Origin of the sequence: Streptomyces sp. CA-251387, assembly GCF_050936625.1 — a bacterium.
Taxonomy (GTDB): Bacteria; Actinomycetota; Actinomycetes; order Streptomycetales; family Streptomycetaceae; genus Streptomyces.
Window position 1 is genome coordinate 2,910,177 of the sequence record NZ_JBNJMJ010000001.1, and the last position, 18,156, is coordinate 2,928,332.

The 18,156-nt window shown below is 69.4% G+C and carries 15 protein-coding genes and 1 pseudogene; 7 read left to right on the top strand and 9 right to left on the bottom strand.

The annotated features are described in order from the left end of the window. Positions 1-47: 47 nt before the first annotated feature. The 3 genes from ACQEV2_RS13050 to ACQEV2_RS13060 all read left to right on the top strand — a co-directional run bounded on the left by ACQEV2_RS13050 (position 48) and on the right by ACQEV2_RS13060 (position 2,645). Complete coding sequence (locus ACQEV2_RS13050; RefSeq protein ID WP_433039594.1) at positions 48-752, top strand: VanZ family protein; 705 nt, start codon at positions 48-50, stop codon at positions 750-752. A gap of 113 nt (positions 753-865) precedes the next feature. After that, positions 866-1,573 (top strand): response regulator transcription factor, encoded by a 708-nt coding sequence (locus ACQEV2_RS13055; RefSeq protein WP_433039596.1) that lies wholly within the window; start codon positions 866-868, stop codon positions 1,571-1,573. Then, positions 1,566-2,645 (top strand): sensor histidine kinase, encoded by a 1,080-nt coding sequence (locus ACQEV2_RS13060; protein ID WP_433039598.1) that lies wholly within the window; start codon positions 1,566-1,568, stop codon positions 2,643-2,645. The genes ACQEV2_RS13055 and ACQEV2_RS13060 overlap by 8 nt, the downstream gene beginning before the upstream one ends. 133 nt (positions 2,646-2,778) lie before the next feature. On the opposite strand, the gene ACQEV2_RS13065 is transcribed toward ACQEV2_RS13060, so the two are convergent. After that, positions 2,779-3,018 (bottom strand): hypothetical protein, encoded by a 240-nt coding sequence (locus ACQEV2_RS13065; RefSeq protein WP_433039600.1) that lies wholly within the window; start codon positions 3,016-3,018, stop codon positions 2,779-2,781. 410 nt (positions 3,019-3,428) lie between these two features. Between ACQEV2_RS13065 and ACQEV2_RS13070 the strand changes: the two are divergent. After that, positions 3,429-4,064: pseudogene (locus ACQEV2_RS13070) on the top strand (intradiol ring-cleavage dioxygenase). A gap of 37 nt (positions 4,065-4,101) precedes the next feature. On the opposite strand, the gene ACQEV2_RS13075 reads toward ACQEV2_RS13070, so the two are convergent. The 8 genes from ACQEV2_RS13075 to ACQEV2_RS13110 form a co-directional block, all read right to left on the bottom strand. Further along, entirely contained in the window at positions 4,102-4,773 is a 672-nt protein-coding gene (locus ACQEV2_RS13075; protein ID WP_433039602.1) for a DUF4360 domain-containing protein, read from the bottom strand. Between the two features lie 210 nt (positions 4,774-4,983). Beyond that, positions 4,984-8,271: an NACHT domain-containing protein gene (locus tag ACQEV2_RS13080; RefSeq protein WP_433039604.1), complete on the bottom strand. Its 3,288-nt coding sequence runs from the start codon at positions 8,269-8,271 to the stop codon at positions 4,984-4,986. After that, the gene (locus ACQEV2_RS13085; RefSeq protein ID WP_433039606.1) at positions 8,271-8,606 is read right to left on the bottom strand and encodes a trypco2 family protein; all 336 of its coding nucleotides are present in this window, start codon (positions 8,604-8,606) and stop codon (positions 8,271-8,273) included. The genes ACQEV2_RS13080 and ACQEV2_RS13085 overlap by 1 nt, the downstream gene beginning before the upstream one ends. A 156-nt stretch (positions 8,607-8,762) precedes the next feature. Next, positions 8,763-10,277 (bottom strand): alpha-N-arabinofuranosidase, encoded by a 1,515-nt coding sequence (locus ACQEV2_RS13090; protein WP_433039608.1) that lies wholly within the window; start codon positions 10,275-10,277, stop codon positions 8,763-8,765. Positions 10,278-10,358: 81 nt separating this feature from the next. Beyond that, positions 10,359-11,288, bottom strand: coding sequence for an arabinan endo-1,5-alpha-L-arabinosidase (locus ACQEV2_RS13095; RefSeq protein ID WP_433054403.1), 930 nt, complete (start codon positions 11,286-11,288; stop codon positions 10,359-10,361). 72 nt (positions 11,289-11,360) lie between these two features. After that, entirely contained in the window at positions 11,361-12,218 is an 858-nt protein-coding gene (locus tag ACQEV2_RS13100; protein WP_433039610.1) for a carbohydrate ABC transporter permease, read from the bottom strand. Beyond that, on the bottom strand, positions 12,215-13,147 hold the full coding sequence (locus ACQEV2_RS13105) for a carbohydrate ABC transporter permease (protein ID WP_433054406.1): 933 nt from the start codon (positions 13,145-13,147) through the stop codon (positions 12,215-12,217). The genes ACQEV2_RS13100 and ACQEV2_RS13105 overlap by 4 nt, the downstream gene beginning before the upstream one ends. Before the next feature lie 14 nt (positions 13,148-13,161). Next, positions 13,162-14,511, bottom strand: coding sequence for an extracellular solute-binding protein (locus ACQEV2_RS13110; RefSeq protein WP_433039612.1), 1,350 nt, complete (start codon positions 14,509-14,511; stop codon positions 13,162-13,164). Between the two features lie 365 nt (positions 14,512-14,876). Here ACQEV2_RS13110 and ACQEV2_RS13115 point away from each other — a divergent pair, with 365 nt between their 5' ends. The 3 genes from ACQEV2_RS13115 to ACQEV2_RS13125 are packed head-to-tail and all read left to right on the top strand — an operon-like array spanning position 14,877 to position 18,152. Continuing rightward, the gene (locus ACQEV2_RS13115) at positions 14,877-15,500 is read left to right on the top strand and encodes a toxin-antitoxin system, toxin component family protein (protein ID WP_433039614.1); all 624 of its coding nucleotides are present in this window, start codon (positions 14,877-14,879) and stop codon (positions 15,498-15,500) included. After that, positions 15,497-16,753, top strand: coding sequence for an MAB_1171c family putative transporter (locus tag ACQEV2_RS13120; protein WP_433039616.1), 1,257 nt, complete (start codon positions 15,497-15,499; stop codon positions 16,751-16,753). Before ACQEV2_RS13115 ends, ACQEV2_RS13120 begins: the two co-directional genes overlap by 4 nt. Continuing rightward, positions 16,746-18,152 (top strand): NAD(P)/FAD-dependent oxidoreductase, encoded by a 1,407-nt coding sequence (locus ACQEV2_RS13125; RefSeq protein ID WP_433039618.1) that lies wholly within the window; start codon positions 16,746-16,748, stop codon positions 18,150-18,152. Before ACQEV2_RS13120 ends, ACQEV2_RS13125 begins: the two co-directional genes overlap by 8 nt. Positions 18,153-18,156 lie beyond the last annotated feature (4 nt).

An 18,156-nucleotide genomic window follows, 5' to 3' on the forward strand; every position in this document is an offset into this window, starting at 1 on the left:
GAAAATCGCATACGCCCCCGCAACGGCCCTCCCCCTCCAATAAGGGCATGAAAGACAACGCATCCCTGCCGGCACCGCCCCGCCGCACGCGCAGGATCGTGTTCCCCGGCCTGGCGATCCTCGGCATCGCGAGCGCCGTGTTCGTCGTGCGGCGGCCGCTCATGATGTCCGCTCCGAGGTGCATGGCCGGGCGATGGCACGGCTGCTTCGACACGTTCAACGGCGTGGTGCTCATGACCTTGGTCGCGCTGCCGTTGGCCGCGCTGGTGGTGTGGGCTCTGGCCCGCCGTCGTCGTGCCGCCGGCGTCCCGACGGCGTGGCGGATCTCGCTGGCCGAGGTGGGCATGGTCCACGGGACGGTGCCGTTCCTCTGGCTGACCCTGATGCCGGGCGCCGGGGCCGGCACCGTGCCCGCCCGGGTGAGCCTGGTACCGCTGCGGGACCTGGCCACGATGGGGGCGCTCGGGATCGTCGGCAACCTGCTGATCTTCGCGGCGCTGGGGTTCTTCGCCCCGATGCGGTTCGCGGCGCTGGCGTCCGTGCCGCGGATCCTGGCGCTCGGGGCGGGCTGCTCGGTCCTGGTGGAAACCGCACAGTACGTCCTGCGGCTGGACCGGGTGTCCTCCGTGGACGACGTCCTGGTCAACGCCGCCGGCGCCGTGCTGGCCGCGCTGGCGTCGCGCCGCTGGTGGCGTACCACGGCGCAGGCGCCGAAGGACCGGCCTCGCCCGGCGTCGGCGCGGGCAGGCTGAGCCGCGTGTCCGGTGTGCACACGTCCTGCACACGTCCTCCAGGCGTCCTGGACACGTCTTTGCACAGGTCGTTGCATACGTCGGCGATATGTTCCGCTGCCTAGGCTTCGGACATGCGCGTACTGATCGTGGAGGACGAGCCCTACCTGGCCGAAGCCGTCCGTGACGGTCTGCGGCTGGAGGCGATCGCCGCCGACATCGCCGGCGACGGCGACTCCGCCCTGGAACTGCTCAGCGTCAACTCCTACGACCTCGCGGTCCTCGACCGCGACATCCCCGGCCCCTCCGGCGACGAGGTCGCCCGGCGCATCGTCGCCTCCGGCAGCGGCATCCCGATCCTCATGCTCACGGCCGCCGACCGGATCGACGACAAGGCGTCCGGGTTCGAGCTCGGTGCCGACGACTACCTCACCAAGCCGTTCGAGCTGCGGGAGCTCGTCCTGCGGCTGAGGGCGCTCGACCGCAGACGCGCGTACGCCCGGCCCCCGGTCCGTGAGATCGCGGGCCTGCGCCTCGACCCCTTTCGCCGGGAGGTCTTCCGCGACGGACGCTACGTCGCGCTCACCCGCAAACAGTTCGCCGTGCTGGAAGTCCTCGTCGCCGCCGAGGGCGGGGTCGTCAGCACCGAAGAGCTGCTGGAACGGGCCTGGGACGAGAACGCCGACCCCTTCACCAACGCCGTACGCATCACCGTCTCCGCACTGCGCAAACGGCTCGGCGAACCAGGGATCATCGCCACGGTGCCGGGTGTCGGCTACCGCATCGACACCGGCTCCGTCGCCGGCCCTGGCACCACCCGCCCCGGCAGTACGCATGCCTAGACGCCCAGGGCTCAGCGTCCGACTGAAACTCACCCTCAGCTACGCCGGGTTCCTCGCCGTCGCCGGTGCTCTCCTGCTGGCCGTGGTGTGGGGGTTCCTGCTGCGCTACGTGCCCGACAACAGCCAGGGCCTGCTCGGGATCTCACCCAACCGCTACCTTCTGGTGCGCACGTTCGCCCCCGCCGCGGCCGTGGCGATGGCCTTCCTGCTCGTGTTCGGTCTCGTCGGGGGATGGATCCTCGCCGGCCGGATGCTCGCACCGCTCACACAGATCACCGCCGCGACACGGACGGCCGGGAACGGGTCGCTGTCCCACCGGATCCGCATGAAGGGCCGCCAGGACGAATTCCGTGAACTCGCCGACACGTTCGACGCCATGCTCGAACAACTCGAGTCGCACGTCGCCGAGCAGCAGAGGTTCGCCGCGAACGCCTCCCACGAACTGCGCACCCCGCTGGCCATCTCGCGGACGCTGCTCGACGTCGCCCGCAAGGACCCCACCCGGGACCAGGGCGAACTCTTCGAACGCCTGCAGGCCGTCAATACACGCGCGATCGACCTCACCGAGGCCCTCCTGCTGCTCAGCCGCAGCGACCGCGGGAACTTCACCCGCGAGAGCGTCGACCTCGCCCTCGTCGCGGAAGAGGCCGCCGAAACCCTGCTTCCCCTCGCCGAACAGCGCGGGCTCACGCTCGACGTCACCGGCGGGCCGGCCCGGACCAGCGGCTCCGCGGAGCTCCTGCTGCGGATGGTGACGAACCTCGTCCAGAACGCCATCGTCCACAACCTCCCCGCCGGCGGCACCGTGACGGTCCACACCGAAGCGCAGCACGATGTGAGCGTGCTGCGGGTCGAGAACACGGGCCATCCAGTGCCACCGGAACTGGTACCGACCCTCACGGAACCCTTCCGGCGCGGAACGGAACGCGTACGCACCGACGAGCACGCGGGCGTCGGCCTCGGCCTGGCCATCGTGCACAGCGTCGTCCGCGCCCACGACGGAACCCTCGACCTCGTCCCCCGCCCCGTCGGCGGCCTCGGCGTCACGGTCCGGCTTCCCTGCACGCCGTAGGCACGGGCACCGAGTCGAGCACGCCCAGTCCCGACTGGAGGAATTTCTGCTCGGAAACCAGTGCAGGAAATGCAAACAAATACAAGCCGACGGGCCCCGGGAATCAATTCCGGGGCCCGTCGCAGACTTTTCGTCAGTGAGCGGCGGCAGCGTGCCCGTGCACGCCCAGCGCGACACCCTCGGGCGAGATCGCGGCAAAGACATCGGCGCAGGCGACGGCGGAGACGGACTCGGAGAGACCGCCGGCAAGACCGCCGGAGAGGGCGCCCGCGATGCCGCCGGAGGCAGCGGCGCCGCCCGCCTGACCACCGGAGACGTTGTCCAGGACGGCGTCGGCTATCTCAGCCGTTTCAATCTGAGGCGTGAAGCTCATGACCTGCGGTTCCCTTCGATTGAACAGATTGCGACAGGATCAAAGCACGCCCAAGAGAAGACGGCCAGCCGCGCTATGGCGGTGCACGCCGTATTCCGGTGACGGGCTTCACCGCTATGACCGTCGGGTCACCGAATACGCCAACTTCTTCACGGGACCTGTCGCCTTGCTGCGTACACGGCGGTTGCGGCCCGATTCCCAAGACGGACACTTCGGCGGCAAGGCGGCGCGCGATGCCATGGATGTGGTGGAGGGCGAGGCCCGGCATGAACTCCTGGTGCGCCGGTGTGGACATTTGCCGGAGGTTCGAGCCCGACACCGTCCGCGCTGACCGACAACGAACTTGACGAACCGTCACCTTGCCCAACTGGCAGCTCATCAACAGCTTGCCTTCCTACGGTGCCGTGTCCATGACAGAAGATGCGCCTTCGAAAAGCACCACCGAGGCATCCCCCACCCCGATCGGCCGCCGCGCCGTACTGATCGCCACCGCGGCCGTCTGCACCCTCACGAAGGAGATGACCGAAGGCCCCTACTACCTGGACGGGCAGCTCGTCCGCGCAGACATCAGCGAGGACAAGGCGGGCATCCCGCTCCAGCTCACCCTCACCGTCGTCGACGACGACACCTGCGCTCCCCTCGGCAACGCCCTCGTCGAGATCTGGCACGCCGACGCCCTCGGCGAGTACTCCGGCTTCGTCGGCAACAACGGCCACAACGAGCCCGACAACGGCACCTTCCTGCGCGGCGGAGTCCTCACGAACTCCCGTGGCGTAGCCGAGATCACCTCGGTCTACCGGGGTGGTACCGAGGCCGCTGCATCCACATCCACGTCAAGGTGCACACGAACGTCACCCTGACCCCACGAGAGTCGCCGCGCTGTCGCCGTACTCGACGAACACGGTCCCCCCCGCACCACCCTCGCCCAGGACTCCATCTACGACGACGGAGGCGCCGCGTCCGGCCTGCTGACGCTCACGGCGCTGGGCAGTTCACCGTCGGCCGGCTACGCGGGGACGCTGACGCTGGGCGTCGAGCAGAACTGAGCGGAAAGGGCCGCCCGCCGAGCGGGCGGCCCCCTTCTCACTTACCCGGGCACTCCTTCCACGCCAGGTGGTACACCGTGCTGATGTCGCCGTCCGTCGAGTCCATCGTCATGAAGCTGACCTTGTCCGGCGAGGACGTGCCGGCGCTGACCCGCAGCTCCGTGTTGATGTTGAAGTTGCGCTGAACTCCACAGGGCGCCCAGACCAGTTGGGCCCAGTCGGTGCTGTCGGTGGCCTGCCAGTTGTCGTTGAGGGGGCCGCTGTAGGGGTGGTTGCGGTACGCCGTGTTCGGGGAGCCCTGGAAGTAGTACGAGGCCCGCTGTATGGCGCTCGCGCCGGGCTGGAGGGAGGCGAAGCCGCGGTAGTCGGCGCTGGCGATGGCGTAGGTGAAGCCCTGGGGGACGTGCACGACCAGGTTGAGCTGGCAGTTCTTGCGGAACGCCGTGGGGTCGGAGTTGCCGCCGACCTGGGCGAGGTAGTCGCTGTAGGTCACGGTGAAGGCGGTGTTGTCCTCGGAGACGGCGACGGCGGTGGTGCCCTGCGGGCAGCCGGAGCCGTTCACCGTGGCAACCTTGATGATGATCTTGTCCGGCGGCGGGTCGTCGAACCCGCCGGACGGGGACGACGCCGCGTGCGCGGGCAACGCCGTGGTGAGCAGAGCGGCCAGCGCGCCGCCGCTCAGCAGACATCTCAGGAGTCCACGTGCCATGGATCTCTCCTTGGGGAATGGGGGGTGGCTGCGCCCCGGCCCCGTTTCAACCTCATCGAACATCTGAATAAACAGTGAGGTTTCTGTGAAGGCTGGAAGCGTTGGAATCGTAGGGAGCCGCGCGTGGCACGGCCAGGGCGAACTCCGGCCATTCACCCCGGCCCGTTCACACCACCATCGGATCCGTCTGCCGCCGCGCCGGGAGCGGGGTCAGCGGGTGGCGGCCTCGATCGTGAGCCGGGTCCCGAACTCCTCCGCTCCCAGGATGAGCGGCTCTTCGGGGACAGCGCCCATGAGGGTGACGGCCAGACCGGGAAGTTCCAGCAGGCTCCGGAGGTCCAGCGGTTGAGGAACACCCGAGGGGGGATCGAAGGAGAGCGCCAGTTCACTCACACCGGGAAATGTCCGGCGCACCTGGGACACATGGCTGTATTCGATCAGGCCGAGGAGCCGCAGACGACGGATCTGGGGCAGCGGCACGGCAGACACCAACTCCTGGAACGAGCGGATGACCAGGGCGAGTTCTTCGATCTCGGGAGCCCGGGACACCCCGTGCACGATCTCCGGAACGTCGCGACCACCGATGTTGGCGTCAAGCCTCCTCAGGCTCGCCCAACGGTCCAGGTCCAGGAGCCACTCGTCGCGCTCCGACGTCACCCTCAGCTCGCGCACACCGGTGTGCGGCCGTATGGCCGCCCAGCCGTCTCGGGGATCTCCCGTGAGACTGAGCCGCCGGAGTCCGCGCAACTCATGCAGGAACCGGAGTTGCTCCTGCGAGAACCCCCGCACGCTGAGCGAGAGCGAGATCAGGGCCAGGTCGGACAGGACATGAAGGTCCCGGACCTGCGGACAGGCGTCCAGCACGAGATCCCGCACATCCTTTCGCTTCCGCAGGAACTCCAGGTTGTCGACTCTGCTGTTGTCCCGAATCTCGATCCTCTCGATGTCCCGCACCGGAACCCGGGCATCGAGCTCCTCCGCCGAGTGGGGCCCGGAGACGACGAGCTGCTGGATGGTGCCGAACCGAGTGAGGCAGGCCAGTTCCAAAGGGCGGCTGACTCGAAGCGACGGGCAGTGCATTCCCGCCAGTACGTCACGGGCGTACTCCTCCGTGGGTTGCAGGGCCCAGCCGATCACCACACCATGCCGGACACTGTCCGAGGGATGCGTCGCGAACCGCTTGAGCGCCTGCCGTGATCGCGCACTGCGGATGCGGACGAGCACGGTGACGAGCTTCCCGGCTGTCTCCGCGCTCAGGCCGTCCGGGCCCGGCAGCATGTCCACGGCCCAGTCACCCAGCTCCGCGACCTCGCTCACCTCGCCGACGGTCTGCGGCGGCATCAGGGCGCGGCCCCGATCACGCACCCTGTCCATCAGCGTCTCGTCCAGCGCCAGCAGACTCGTCGCGCACCGGGCGGCCAGCAGATGGAAGTGCCACCGCTTCGCCCGCGTCGGGGCGTCGTCCCCGCGCAGCACCAGTGCCTCGATGAGATCGTGGGTGTCCTTGCGTGTGGCGTGGCCGACGGCCAGGACGATCACGTCGCTCCACGTCTTCTCCTCCGCGTGTTTGAGGAGTTCGAGGACGTATCCGCTCTCGTGGAACTCCTTCGCGGCGAGGAAGTCCTGGAACGTGCGGTGGATGAACTCGATGGCATCGTCCCCGCGTTCCCGGAGCAGGCCGCTGCGGTGCAGCAAGAAGAGCAGGACGCGTTCCGGTGTCCCCTGCTCCCGGATCTGCCGCATGTCCCGTATCGCCAGCTGGAGTTGGTGAATGGCCTGATCGCGGGTCATCTGCTGCTGGCCGGTGCGCACCAGCCAGACGGCAAGCCGTTGGAGCAGCGCGTGCTGCTCGTCGGAGTCCAGGGTGACGTGGTCGGTGGGGTGGACGCCCCGGCCGGCGTCACGGCCGCCCAGAAGCATGGCGAGGGCGGCCCGGTAGAGCGACCAGCGGGTGGTGGGAAGCAGGCCCCGCCGACGGCGGTGCAGGGCGCAGATCACCGCGCACAAAAGGGGTGTGCGGGCCATGTCGCGCAGTGGGGCGTTCTGGCCCAGCTGGTGGACCAGAGCCTGCTCCAGACCGGTCAGCAGATCCCGCTCGTTGTTGCCACGCCGGATGTCGTAGAAGTGTTCGCACTCGACGCGGGCGGCGTCGTGCCACGCTCCGACGAAGGCGGTGATGTCCTCGTCGCTCATGGGCAGCAGCGTCAGCTCCGCGAAGCCGTCCTGGGCCAGCCAGTCCTTGTCGACGGCGTTGGGACGGACGGTGGCCAGACAGCGGGTGTGCGGATAACGGTCGAGGAGGGCGGAGAGCCAGCGGCGGGCTTCCTCGCGCTCCCGGTCCGGGACTTCGTCCAGGCCGTCCACCAGGAGCAGTGCTCGACGAGCCTCCAGGACACGGCGGGCCCAGCCGTCGGGTGCACCGTCTGTGATGCCCGGCCCGGCGGACGGCAGCTCCGACACCGTGGGGAAACGTCCTCCTCGCGCGTACATCTCCCGCATGGGGACGACGAAGGGAACGAGACCGTTGAGGTCGTCGAGGTTCGGTCCGAGGGTGCCACTGGCCGCGTGCGCCGCGAGCCACCAGACGAGCGTCGTCTTACCCGCTCCGGCCTCACCTCGCAGCAGGACGCGCGGGCGGTCGCTCAGCAGGGTGTCGATGCGCTGCGGCGCGGTGTCGGACACCCCGCGCCGCCTTGCCAGGGACTCCGCGGCCTGCAAGCTCAGATAGGCGGTATCGAGGTCCCAGCGTGATTCGCTTCTGCCGAGTTCGTCGATCCCGAAGATCTCCGTCTTGCGGTACTGGGAGCTCAGGTCGGCCGCGTAGTGGCTCTCGAAGAGCTCGTCCTGGGGATGGACGTCGGTGACGTCCTCGAACCAGGGACTTAAGAATTCCGCCCCTCGCGAGACGTTCAGCGCGGACGCGACCGGAGCCGCCTCGATCCTCAGGTGATGGCGGTCCTGTGGCACCTGGGTCACGATGCCGAGCAGGACCTTCCCGGCGAAGACCGGTGCCCCCGACAACCCCGCCAACGGCGACGTCCTGCGGTTCCGGCCGTCGGCGGCGGGCAGGTCGAGTTCGCAGACGAGGAGGTCGCGCATGCGGCCGGCCATCGGGAGTACGGTCGCGCGGTACTGGTCGTACTCCAGGTCCTCACCGCGCTGGCCGTAGCGCTGATTCTGCGGGAAACCGACGATCTGGCAGTGCGGCAACGGCTGTTCGATGACGACCTTGCCGGTCCTGACGCGGCCGAGAGGTGCTCCAGACCCGGGAAGGATGACGGTCCTCCTGGCGTACAGCAGTGCCATGTCGAAGTGCTCGTCCACCCACTCGACCTGGCATTCCACCGTCAGGCCCGAGGGGTGGACCACCTCGACGAGATCGTGGTTCTCCACGACATGCGCGGCCGTCAGCACGAAACGGCTGTCGAGGAGCACACCGGTCCCCTGCCGCTCGGTCAGCACCGCGACAACGCGTCCCAGCGTCCTGTCCCCGACCACTACGCGCGACCGCTCCTTCCGAAGCGGGCCGTGGTGCCCCTGCTCCCGTTCGACACCTTCCACGGCTCCCCGGTGCGTGCGTCCAGCGCCTTGAGCGTGACCGCGACCCGATGCGTGTGGGTGCGGGCGCCCCGCCCGTCCATGCCCGCTTCGAAGGCGTAGGCCTTGCCCCACAGGCTGCCTGCGGCCTCCTTGCGCAGTTCGACGGGGAACTCCGGCTGGATGTCGCCCGGTTCGAAGACGAGGTCCTGCCCCGTCGAGCGACCCGCCGCGGTGATCGGTTCGTCCCGCACCGCTTGTACGGCGTCGGCCAGTTCGATGCCGTCGTCAGCCATGTGCCCCCCTCGATCAGATGCGGCGAGCCTCCAAGGCTAGGGCTTCCGTCACCTTCACGGTGCCCGGACCAGCGTGCGCGTGGGGGGCAGCCGTAGGGCCCCAAGCTGAGCGCAGCCTTGGGGCCCATGAGCGTTTCCCGGCTATGAGGGCATCGGTCAGCTCAGCCGGATCACGTTCCAGGACAGCGGTTCCAGTACGGCGGTGAGGCGGCCGTCCTTCAGTTCCGTGCCCTCGACCGGGTGCGGGGTGACCCGCTCGGGGTCGGTGAGGGTGTTGCGGGCGTCCGGGTCGGCGTCGGCGAGGGCGCTGTGCTCGACGACCGAAGTCAAGTCCATGCCGTTCAGGGCGACTTCGAGCGGGAGGGCGTCGGTGCGGCTGCGGTTGACCGCGAAGACGGTGACCGTGCCGTCCTCGGCGCGCACGGCGGTGGCGTGCAGCAGGTCGGCCTCGCCGTACTTCTTCGTCTCGTACGTCGGGGAGTCCACGCGGACGTCCAGGACCTGGCCGCGGCCGTACTCGGAGGCCTGGGCGAAGGGGAAGAACGTCGTCTGGCGCCAGGCCGGGCCGCCCGGCTCGGTCATGATCGGGGCGATGACGTTGACCAGTTGGGCGAGGCAAGCGACGGTGACGCGGTCGACGTGGCGGAGGAGAGCGATGAGGAGGGAGCCGAAGACGACCGCGTCCATGACGCTGTAGTTGTCCTCCAGCAGGCGCGGAGCCTCGGGCCAGTCGCTCTGCTCGATCGCCTGCGCGTGCTCCTCCCACTCGCGCAGGTACCAGACGTTCCACTCGTCGAAGGAGAGGTTGATCTTCTTCTTGGACTTGAGGCGAGCCCCGACGTGGTCGCAGGTCGCGACGACGTTCTCGATGAAGGACTCCATGTCGACGGCGGAGGCGAGGAAGGAGTCGACGTCGCCGTCCTCCGGCCAGTAGTAGGCGTGCAGCGAGATGTAGTCGACGAGGTCGTACGTCTCCTTGAGGACCGTCGCCTCCCACTCGGCGAAGGTCTCCATGGACTGGCCGGAGGAGCCGCAGGCGACGAGTTCGACCTTCGGGTCCTGCTGGCGCATCGCGCGGGCCGTCTCGGCGGCGATCCGGCCGTACTCCTCGGCCGTCTTGTGGCCGGTCTGCCAGGGGCCGTCCATCTCGTTGCCGAGACACCACAGGCGGATGCCGAAGGGGTCCTTGTCGCCGTGGGTGACGCGGAGGTCGGAGAGGGCCGTGCCTTCGGGGTGGTTGGCGTATTCCTGGAGTTCGAGGGCTTCGGCGACGCCGCGCGTGCCGAGGTTGACGGCCATCATGGGCTCGGCCTGGGGGCCGACCTTGCGGAGGAAGTCGATGTACTCGGAGAGGCCGAAGCGGTTGGACTCCGTCGAGTGCCAGGCGAGGTCCAGCCGGCGGGGGCGTGATTCAGCGGGGCCGACCGAGTCCTCCCACTTGTAGCCGGAGACGAAGTTGCCGCCGGGGTAGCGGATGGCGGTGACGCCGAGTTCGCGGACGAGGTCGAGGACGTCCTGGCGCAGGCCCTTGTCGTCGGCGGTGGGGTGGTCCGGTTCGAAGATGCCGGTGTAGACGCAGCGGCCGAGGTGTTCGACGAAGGATCCGAAGATGCGGGGGTTTACTTCGCCGACGGTGAAAGCGGGGTCCAGGGTGAAGCGGGCGGTGCTCATGTGCGCCTTTCGGGGTGGAGGGTACTTCGTTCGTGGGCGAGTGCGGGTCGTCGTGGGCTGGTCGCGCAGTTCCCCGCGCCCCTACAGGGCGATCGGCCAGCCGTCGGCTTTCCAGTGCAGTTGGTTCAGGCCCAGTTTGGGGATGCCTTGGTCCTCTGCGTCGTAGTAGTGGTACGCCAACCAGTCGTGGCCCTTGGCCCGGAACACCGACTCGCCTCCCGTGCCGACAAAACGTCCATGCCCTGCCAGCAGCAGGTCGCCGCCGCCCTCCAGCAGCGGCTTGCCCGTGCTGTCCACGTACGGGCCGGTCACGGACGTCGACCTGCCGACCCTGATTTTGTACGTCGAGTTCACGCCCGCGCAGCAGGCGTCGTAGGAGGCGAAGAGGTAGTAGTAGCGGCCGTGCTTGACGATGTACGGGCCTTCGACCGCGTACGGGGCGTCCGCGCGCGTTGCCAGGTGGTGGACCGTGGCGCCGGGCAGGGCCTTCCCCGTGAGCGGGTCCAGCTCCACCATGCGGATGCCCGTCCAGTACGAGCCGAACGCCATCCACAGCCGGCCGTCCGTCCTGATGATCGCCGGGTCGATGGCGTTCCAGGAGTCGGTCCTCTCGGAGGTGAAGACCTTGCCGTGGTCCGTCCAGGTGCCGGGGCGGCCGGTCGGGGACGTGGCGACGCCGATCGCCGAGTGGTTGCTGCCCCAGGACGAGACGGAGTAGTACAGCCAGTACTTGCCGGACCGGTAGGAGATGTCCGGCGCCCAGGGATCGCCCGTGTCGTTGTACTCGTACCACCAACTCGGCGGCTCGGCGAAGGCGTTGCCCGCGTCCTCCCAGTGCTTCAGGTCCTTCGACAGGCGGGCGCCGATCACGCCGCCGGTGGAGTAGGCGACGTAGCCGCCGGCCTTGAGGCGGATGACCGTCGGGTCGTGGATGATCTGCTGGCCGGTGATCGCCTTCGGGTCCGGGTACGTCACCTCCGCCCGGGCCGTGCTCGGCAACAGGGCGACCATGGCCGCGGCGAGCAGCGCGGCGAGTCTGAAGCTCTGTCCGATGCTCTTCAACTCAGGCCCTCCTCAAGGGGTTCACTGACCGGCCAGGCCCGTGTGGGCGACGCCCGCCACGATCTGCCGCTGGAAGAAGACGAAGACGACGATCAGGGGCAGGCCCGCCATGAGGCCGCCGGCCATGAGCTGGGCCCACTGGATGCCGTAGGAGTTCATGACGGTCGCGATGCCGTTCGGCATGGTCATCAGGTCGGGGTTGTTGGTGACCATGTAGGGCCAGAGGAAGTTGTTCCACGACGCGATGAAGGTGAAGATGCCGACCGCGGCGAGGGAGGGGCGGGCCAGCGGGACGACGATCGTGAAGAAGACCCGCCAGCGGCCCGCGCCGTCGATGAAGGCCGCCTCCTCCAGCTCGCGCGGGACGCCCTGGAAGAACTTGTAGAGGATGTAGACCATCGCGGCGGGCGCGCACTGCGGCAGGATCATCCCCCAGTAGGTATCGACCATCCCCATCTGCTGGACCGTGGTGAAGAGCGGCACGCCGAGGACCGCCGGGGAGATCATCAGGCCCGCCATGACGATGCCCATCAGGACGTTCTTGCCGCGGAACTCGGTGCGGGCGAAGCCGTATCCGGCGAGGGCGCTGACCGTCAGCACGACGGAGGTGACGCAGACCGACACCACCAGGGAGTTGACGAACCAGTTGCTGATGTTGCCGGTCTCCCACAGCCCCTTCCACGCCTGGCCCGTCCAGACCTCCGGCAGCCAGTGCGGCGGGATCGCGGCCGCGTCCGCCTCGGACTTGAACGAGGTGAGCAGGGCCGCGGCGATCGGCGCCACGAAGACGGCGGAGACGGCGACGCCGATCAGCGTGAGCACGATCTGGCTGGGCGTCCAGGGCTTGCGGGACTTGACCCGTATCTGAGTGGCGCTCATCGGCCGCCCTCCTCACGGTTGCGCAGCAGCCACATCCGCGCGAGGGCGACGACTGCGATGATCACGAAGAAGATGATGGACATCGCGGAGGCGTAGCCCACGCGGTAGCTGGTGAAGCCCTGTTCGAGGGTGTACTGGACGAAGGAGCGGGTGCTGAGCTCCGGTCCCGGCCCGAAGTCCATCATCACGACGGCCTGGTCGAAGAGCTGGAGCGAGGCGAGGATCTGGAGTGCGATCACCAGGCCGGTGATGTTGCGCAGCATCGGCAGCGTGATGTGGACCATGCGGTGCCAGGCGTTGGCGCCGTCCAGCTTGGCGGCCTCGTACAGGTGGTCCGGGATGCCCTGGAGGGCGGCGAGGTAGAGCAGGAAGCTGAAGCCGACCGTCCACCACAGGGTCATGATGACGATGGCGAGCATGGCGTACGACTTGTCGGTCAGCCAGGGCGTCTCGATCCCGAGGGTGTCGTTGAACAGGCCGATGCCCTGTTTGAACAGCCACTCCCACATGTTGCCCGCGACCGTCGACGGCAGCAGGAACGGCAAGAAGAAGCACAGCCGCCACAGCCATGGGCCGCGCTCGATGTTGTGGGCGAGCATCGCGAGCAGGAAGGCGAGGACCGTGATGCACGGGACGACCAGCAGCGTGAAGTACGCGCTGTGGCCGAGCGCGTCCCACATCGCCGAGTCGTTCAGGGCCTCGCGGTAGTTGTCGAGTCCGACGAAGCTCGCGCCCTCGCCGGAGATGTTGGCGTCCGTGAAGCTGAGGTAGACGCCGCGCAGCAGCGGCCAGATCACGAACAGCACGAAGAGCAGCAGGAACGGGGCGACGAACCAGCCCCCGTGCTGGAAGCCCTGCTTGCGGCGGAGGGTCGCGGTCGCGGTCCCGGCACGTGCCGGTGCGACGACGGTCTGAGCGCTGGTCGTCATGTGCGCGCTGGTCGTCATGCGACCGCACCTCCCTGCGCGGCGGTCCTGCCGTCCATCGGGTTCTTCGAGGCGAGGAGCTTGGTGAGCCGGCTCTTCATGCGGTTCGCCACGGCGGCCGGCTTGGCGGAGCCCATGGTCGAGGAGACGACGACCGGGCCGAGGTCCTGGGCGAGGACGCCGGTGGAGCCCGCGAACCACACCTTCGGCTCGGTGGCCTGGTGGTCCATGGCGCTCACGTACTCGTTCTGCGGGGTGAGCTTCTTGTACGCGTCCGTGGAGAGCGTCGGCGTGTACGCGGGGATGTGACCGCCGGCCGCCCACTGGAGGGCGTGCTTGACGACATACGCGGCGAGTTCGTGCGCGCCCTCGTTGGTGGCGCCGCCGCGGCCCGCCTGGTGCGGCAGCACGAAGGCGTGCGACTCGGCGTGGGTGGCCTGCTTCCCGAAGACGGGCGGCAGCGGGGTCGCGCCGTAGTCCAGCTCGGCGCCGGAGAAGACCGGCACGGACCAGTTGCCCTCCCAGGTGAAGGGGGCACCGTTGACGAACTGTTCGCCGGTGGGGGCGCCGGGGATGACGTACCCGTCGGTGACGTGCCGGCGGAGGAACTCCAGGACCTGGATGGCCTTGTCGGTGTCGAAGAGGACCTCGGTGTCGGCGTCGTCGAACCACTGGCCGCCGAGCTGGGTGTAGAAGGCGACGAAGAACCACCACTGGAAGTTCTGGTCGTTGGTCCACAGGCCGATCGTCTGCAGGCCCTTCTTCTGGGCGGCCTTGGCCTTCTTCAGGACGTCGAACCATTCGTCGGTGGAGGTGACCGGGATCATCCTGCCGTCGTCGCCGAGCAGGCCGGCCTTCTTCAGCACGTCCTTGCGGTAGAAGCAGAGCTGGACGTGGATGTCGAGCGGCAGGGCGTAGAGCTTGCCGTCGATGACGCCGCGGTTCCACAGCCTGGGGTTGAAGTCCTGTTGCCGTATGCCGTACTTGGCGAGCAGGCCGACGTCCCAGGGGTCGAGGAGGCGGCCCGGTGAGAAGCCGGTGACCCGGCCCATGTGCATGACGCCAAGGTCGGGCGCGCGGTCGCCGGCGGCCGCCATGGCGAGCTTGGTGTAGAAGGGGTTGCCCCACTGGAGGGTGGAGTCCTTCACGTCGATGTCCGGGTTGTCCTTCCGGAAGGCGTCCAGCATCGCGATCATGTTGGCGCCGTCGCCGCCGCTGAAGAGGTTCCAGTAGCGCACGCGAGTGTCCGCGCTGGAGGCGAGCGCGTCGGCCCCGGTCCCGAGCGCCGCGAAGCCGAAGCTGCCCGCCACGGCCAAACCGCCGGCTGCGGCAAGGAGTTGTCTGCGATTCAGGTCAGGTCGTCCCATCCCTGCCCTATCTGTTCGATATATCGGATCACGCCCGCAACTTCGAACGAGACCGTAGGCGGCAAGCGCTTTCCAGTCAATGCCTTGTGCACGAGTTCGCTCCGCGGGTGGGGCCGGGACTGGTCGTTGGGCGTCTGCGGGTCCGTCGTGGTTGGTCGCGCCCACGCGGCGGAGCCGCATACCGGTACAGCCCCGCGCCCCTGAGGGCGCTGCCGAACCGTCGCCGACTTCGCGAGGACTCCGCGGCGGATGGACACCGCTCGGTCGTTACCGGTTGAACAACGGTCGCCCGATCACATGACGCGGGCACTTCGGGCCGCGTAGGCTCGAACAGCCCGCCGAAGGGCGGAGGAACAGGGGGTGCGATGAACATCGCGGGCGCGCGCAGGAGGGCGGCCCGGGTCGCTTCGGCGCTACGACTACGGCTGCCGCTGCGACGCTCTCACGCCGGCTCGGCCATGCGCGACCTGGCCTCCGATCTGAGCGCGGCCCTGCGGGCGAGACCCCATCCCCCGGCCGACACACGCGAGCTGTGCCAGGCACTGTGCGCGGAGATGAGCGCGCTGCGCGGCGGACGCCCCGTCGAGCTGCGCTTCGAGCGCTTCCCCGACGAGATCGAAGTGACCGGGCTGTGGGTGGAGTTCCAGGACTTCGACCTGGTCATCGTCGAGGAACGGGCCGAGCCGATGCAGCAACTGGTCATACTCGGCCATGAGTTGTGGCATCTGCACGCCGGGCACGGCCACCACCACACCGCCGGTACGGCAGCCGTGCACGCGCTCGCCGACCGGCCCGGGTGGAAGGACGTCGCCCTGACGGTGGCCGCCCGCGACGGTTCCCGGGAGCGGGACGAGGCCGAGGCCGACGACTTCGGGCACCGGCTGGCCGCCGCCTTCCGGCCGCTGCTGTCGGGGCAGGCGTCGGACGCGCCGCTCGGGCCCGTGCAGCGTTCGCTGGGCTACCGGGGAAGCGGGAGGGCGGCGCGGTGACCGCTCCCTCTCACGGCCTGGCGCTGGATCCCTCCCATGTTCTGGGCGAGGTGTACATCTCGTTCTGGATCCCCACCGTCGTCCTGACCGCCGCGCTGGCGATCAAGCTGCCCACCATCATCCGGCTCTGGCGGGACCCGCTGCTGCGCGCGGTGGGCGGCCTGCTGCTGCTCGCCTGTGCCGTGTTCGTCTTCGCGGCTCCGGCGACGATCGCCTGGGTCAACCGCGTCACGGGCGTACCGAACTTCGCGGCGCCCCTGGTCTACTCCCTGCTCACCGCCTTCTGCGGCTCCTGTCTACTGCTGATCATCGCCTGGCGCAACGGCCTGTCCGACCGCAGCGCCGAGACCCGCCGCGCCATGCGCCTCGTCTTCTGCGCGTACTCGGGCGTGATCGTCGCGCTGTGGGTGCTGTTCGCCCTCGCCGACGCGCCCGTGGAGCGGGTGCGGGACCTCGACACGTACTACGCCAACACGCCGTTCATGCGCGAGGAGACGCTGCTCTATCTGCTCGCGCACTGCACGGCCGTCCTCATCACGTCCCGGCTGATCTGGAACTGGGTGCGCACCGACGGCCTGGACGCCTGGCTGCGCTGGGGACTGGTGTGCCTGGGGGTCGGCTACGCCCTCAACCTCATCTTCGACGCGGCCAAGCTGACCGCCGTCGCCGCCCGCTGGACGGGCAACGACCTGGACTGGCTCAGCACCGACCTCGCGCCGCCGGTCGCCTGTCTGTCCGCCATCCTGATCGCGGTCGGCTTCATCCTCCCGCACGCCGGCCAGTACGCCCACGACCGCTGGCGGGTCCGGCTCGCCCACCACGAACTGCGGCCCCTGTACCGGCTGATGCGGTCCGTCAACGGTTCCGGTGTGCCGTTCGTCCTGCGCGCCTCGCCGGAACTGCGGCTGATCCGGCGCGAGACCTTCATCCGTGACGTCCTGCTGCCGCTGGCCCGGCACATCGACGAGGACCTGCGCAGGCGGTCGTACGACGCCGCGCTGGCCCTCGGCTTCCCGCCCGGCCGGGCGAAGGCGCTAGCCGCCGCCGTGACCATCCAGGACGTCGCCGACCGCAGGAGCCGGGCCCCGGACGGGAGCGGCACCGGCGGCCCCGACACCCGTGACACCACGGATCTCCTCCAGGAGATCGGGGCCGTCTCCCGAGCCCTCCGCCACCCCGACGAGATCGAGGCGGTCCGTGCCCATACGGCAGCCCCGGCCGCCCCAGCAGAGAACGTGCCCGTACATGACTGAACGCCCCACCACCGCCGTCGTCCTCGGCGGCTCCCTCGCCGGCCTGCTCGCCGCCCGCGCGCTGGCCGACGTCGCCGACCACGTCACCGTCGTGGAACGCGACGTGCTGCCGGACGGCCCCGAGCCGCGCAAGGGCCTGCCGCAGGCCCGGCACGTCCACCAACTGTGGTCGGGCGGGGTGCGTGCGCTGGAGGAACTGCTCCCGGGCGTGGTCGCCGGGCTTCGGGAGGCCGGGGCGCACCGGCTGCCGGTGACCACGGACATGGTGGCGCTGTCGCCGTACGGCTGGTACCGGCGGTGGGCCGAGTCGCACCACATGCTGCTGTGCAGCCGGGACCTGCTGGACGCGACCGTGCGGGCGGCGGTCCTGGCCGACGAACGGATCGAGCTGGTCGAGGGCGCCGAGGTGCTCGGGCCGGTCGGCACGGGCGCGGCGGTGACGGGCGTACGGATCCGGCCGCACGGGAAGGCGGAGCCCGCTGCCGAACGGACCCTGTCTGCCGACCTGGTCGTCGACGCCACGGGGCGTGGTTCGCGTACGGCGCGCTGGCTGACGGAGCTCGGGCTGCCGGCGGTGGAGCGGCGTGAGGTCAACTCCGGGGTGGCGTACGCGAGTCGGGTGTTCCGGGCGCCCGAGGCGGCGCGGGAGGGGTTCCCGGTCGTCAACGTCCAGCCGGATCCGCGGGCCGGGAAGCCCGGGTGCGGGGGCGTGCTGCTGCCCATCGAGGACGGCCGGTGGATCGTCACGCTCTTCGGCTCCCGGGGCGGCGAGCCCCCCACCGAGGCCGAGGCATTCGTCCGGTACGCACGTGAGGACCTGCGGCACCCCGTCATCGCCGACCTGCTCGCGCACGCCGAGCCGTTGACCGACGTGGCCTACACGCGGACGACCGCCAACCGGCGCCACTACTACGAGCGGATGCCGGCTTGGCCCGAGAACTTCGCCGTGCTCGGAGACGCCCTGTGCGCGCTCAACCCGATCTACGGGCACGGGATGTCCGTAGCCGCCCAGTCCGCGGTGGCCCTGCGGGACGCGGTACGACGGCACGGCTGGGGTTCGCCCCGCCTGTCCCGGCGGATCCAGCAGGCGGTGGCCCGACCGGCGTCGGCGGCGTGGGACCTGGCCCTGGGGATGGACGTGTTCTATCCGGGAGCGACGGAGAGCGGCCCCACTCTCCGCGACCGCCTGCTGGCGGCGTACGTGGGCCGCCTGCTGCACACCGCCACCGGGAACGGGCGGATCGCCCGTCGGGTCACGGACGTGACGTCACTGGAGCGGGGGGCGGAGGTATTGCTGGCCCCCTCGATGCTGCTCGCCGCGATCGCCGGCCCGCTCAAGCCACCGTTGAGCGGACCGCCGCTGACGGTGGAGGAGCTGAAGGCGGCGGGGTTGCGGTAGGCGG

Bases quoted from the DNA above. Each gene is read 5' to 3' on its own strand.
- ACQEV2_RS13125 (WP_433039618.1), top strand. From the start codon at position 16,746: ATGACTGAACGCCCCACCACCGCCGTCGTCCTCGGCGGCTCCCTCGCC.
- ACQEV2_RS13110 (WP_433039612.1), bottom strand. From the start codon at position 14,511: ATGGGACGACCTGACCTGAATCGCAGACAACTCCTTGCCGCAGCCGGC.
- ACQEV2_RS13105 (WP_433054406.1), bottom strand. From the start codon at position 13,147: ATGACGACCAGCGCTCAGACCGTCGTCGCACCGGCACGTGCCGGGACC.
- ACQEV2_RS13055 (WP_433039596.1), top strand. From the start codon at position 866: ATGCGCGTACTGATCGTGGAGGACGAGCCCTACCTGGCCGAAGCCGTC.
- ACQEV2_RS13050 (WP_433039594.1), top strand. From the start codon at position 48: ATGAAAGACAACGCATCCCTGCCGGCACCGCCCCGCCGCACGCGCAGG.
- ACQEV2_RS13075 (WP_433039602.1), bottom strand. From the start codon at position 4,773: ATGGCACGTGGACTCCTGAGATGTCTGCTGAGCGGCGGCGCGCTGGCC.
- ACQEV2_RS13100 (WP_433039610.1), bottom strand. From the start codon at position 12,218: ATGAGCGCCACTCAGATACGGGTCAAGTCCCGCAAGCCCTGGACGCCC.
- ACQEV2_RS13085 (WP_433039606.1), bottom strand. From the start codon at position 8,606: ATGGCTGACGACGGCATCGAACTGGCCGACGCCGTACAAGCGGTGCGG.
- ACQEV2_RS13065 (WP_433039600.1), bottom strand. From the start codon at position 3,018: ATGAGCTTCACGCCTCAGATTGAAACGGCTGAGATAGCCGACGCCGTC.
- ACQEV2_RS13060 (WP_433039598.1), top strand. From the start codon at position 1,566: ATGCCTAGACGCCCAGGGCTCAGCGTCCGACTGAAACTCACCCTCAGC.
- ACQEV2_RS13115 (WP_433039614.1), top strand. From the start codon at position 14,877: ATGAACATCGCGGGCGCGCGCAGGAGGGCGGCCCGGGTCGCTTCGGCG.
- ACQEV2_RS13090 (WP_433039608.1), bottom strand. From the start codon at position 10,277: ATGAGCACCGCCCGCTTCACCCTGGACCCCGCTTTCACCGTCGGCGAA.
- ACQEV2_RS13095 (WP_433054403.1), bottom strand. From the start codon at position 11,288: ATGGTCGCCCTGTTGCCGAGCACGGCCCGGGCGGAGGTGACGTACCCG.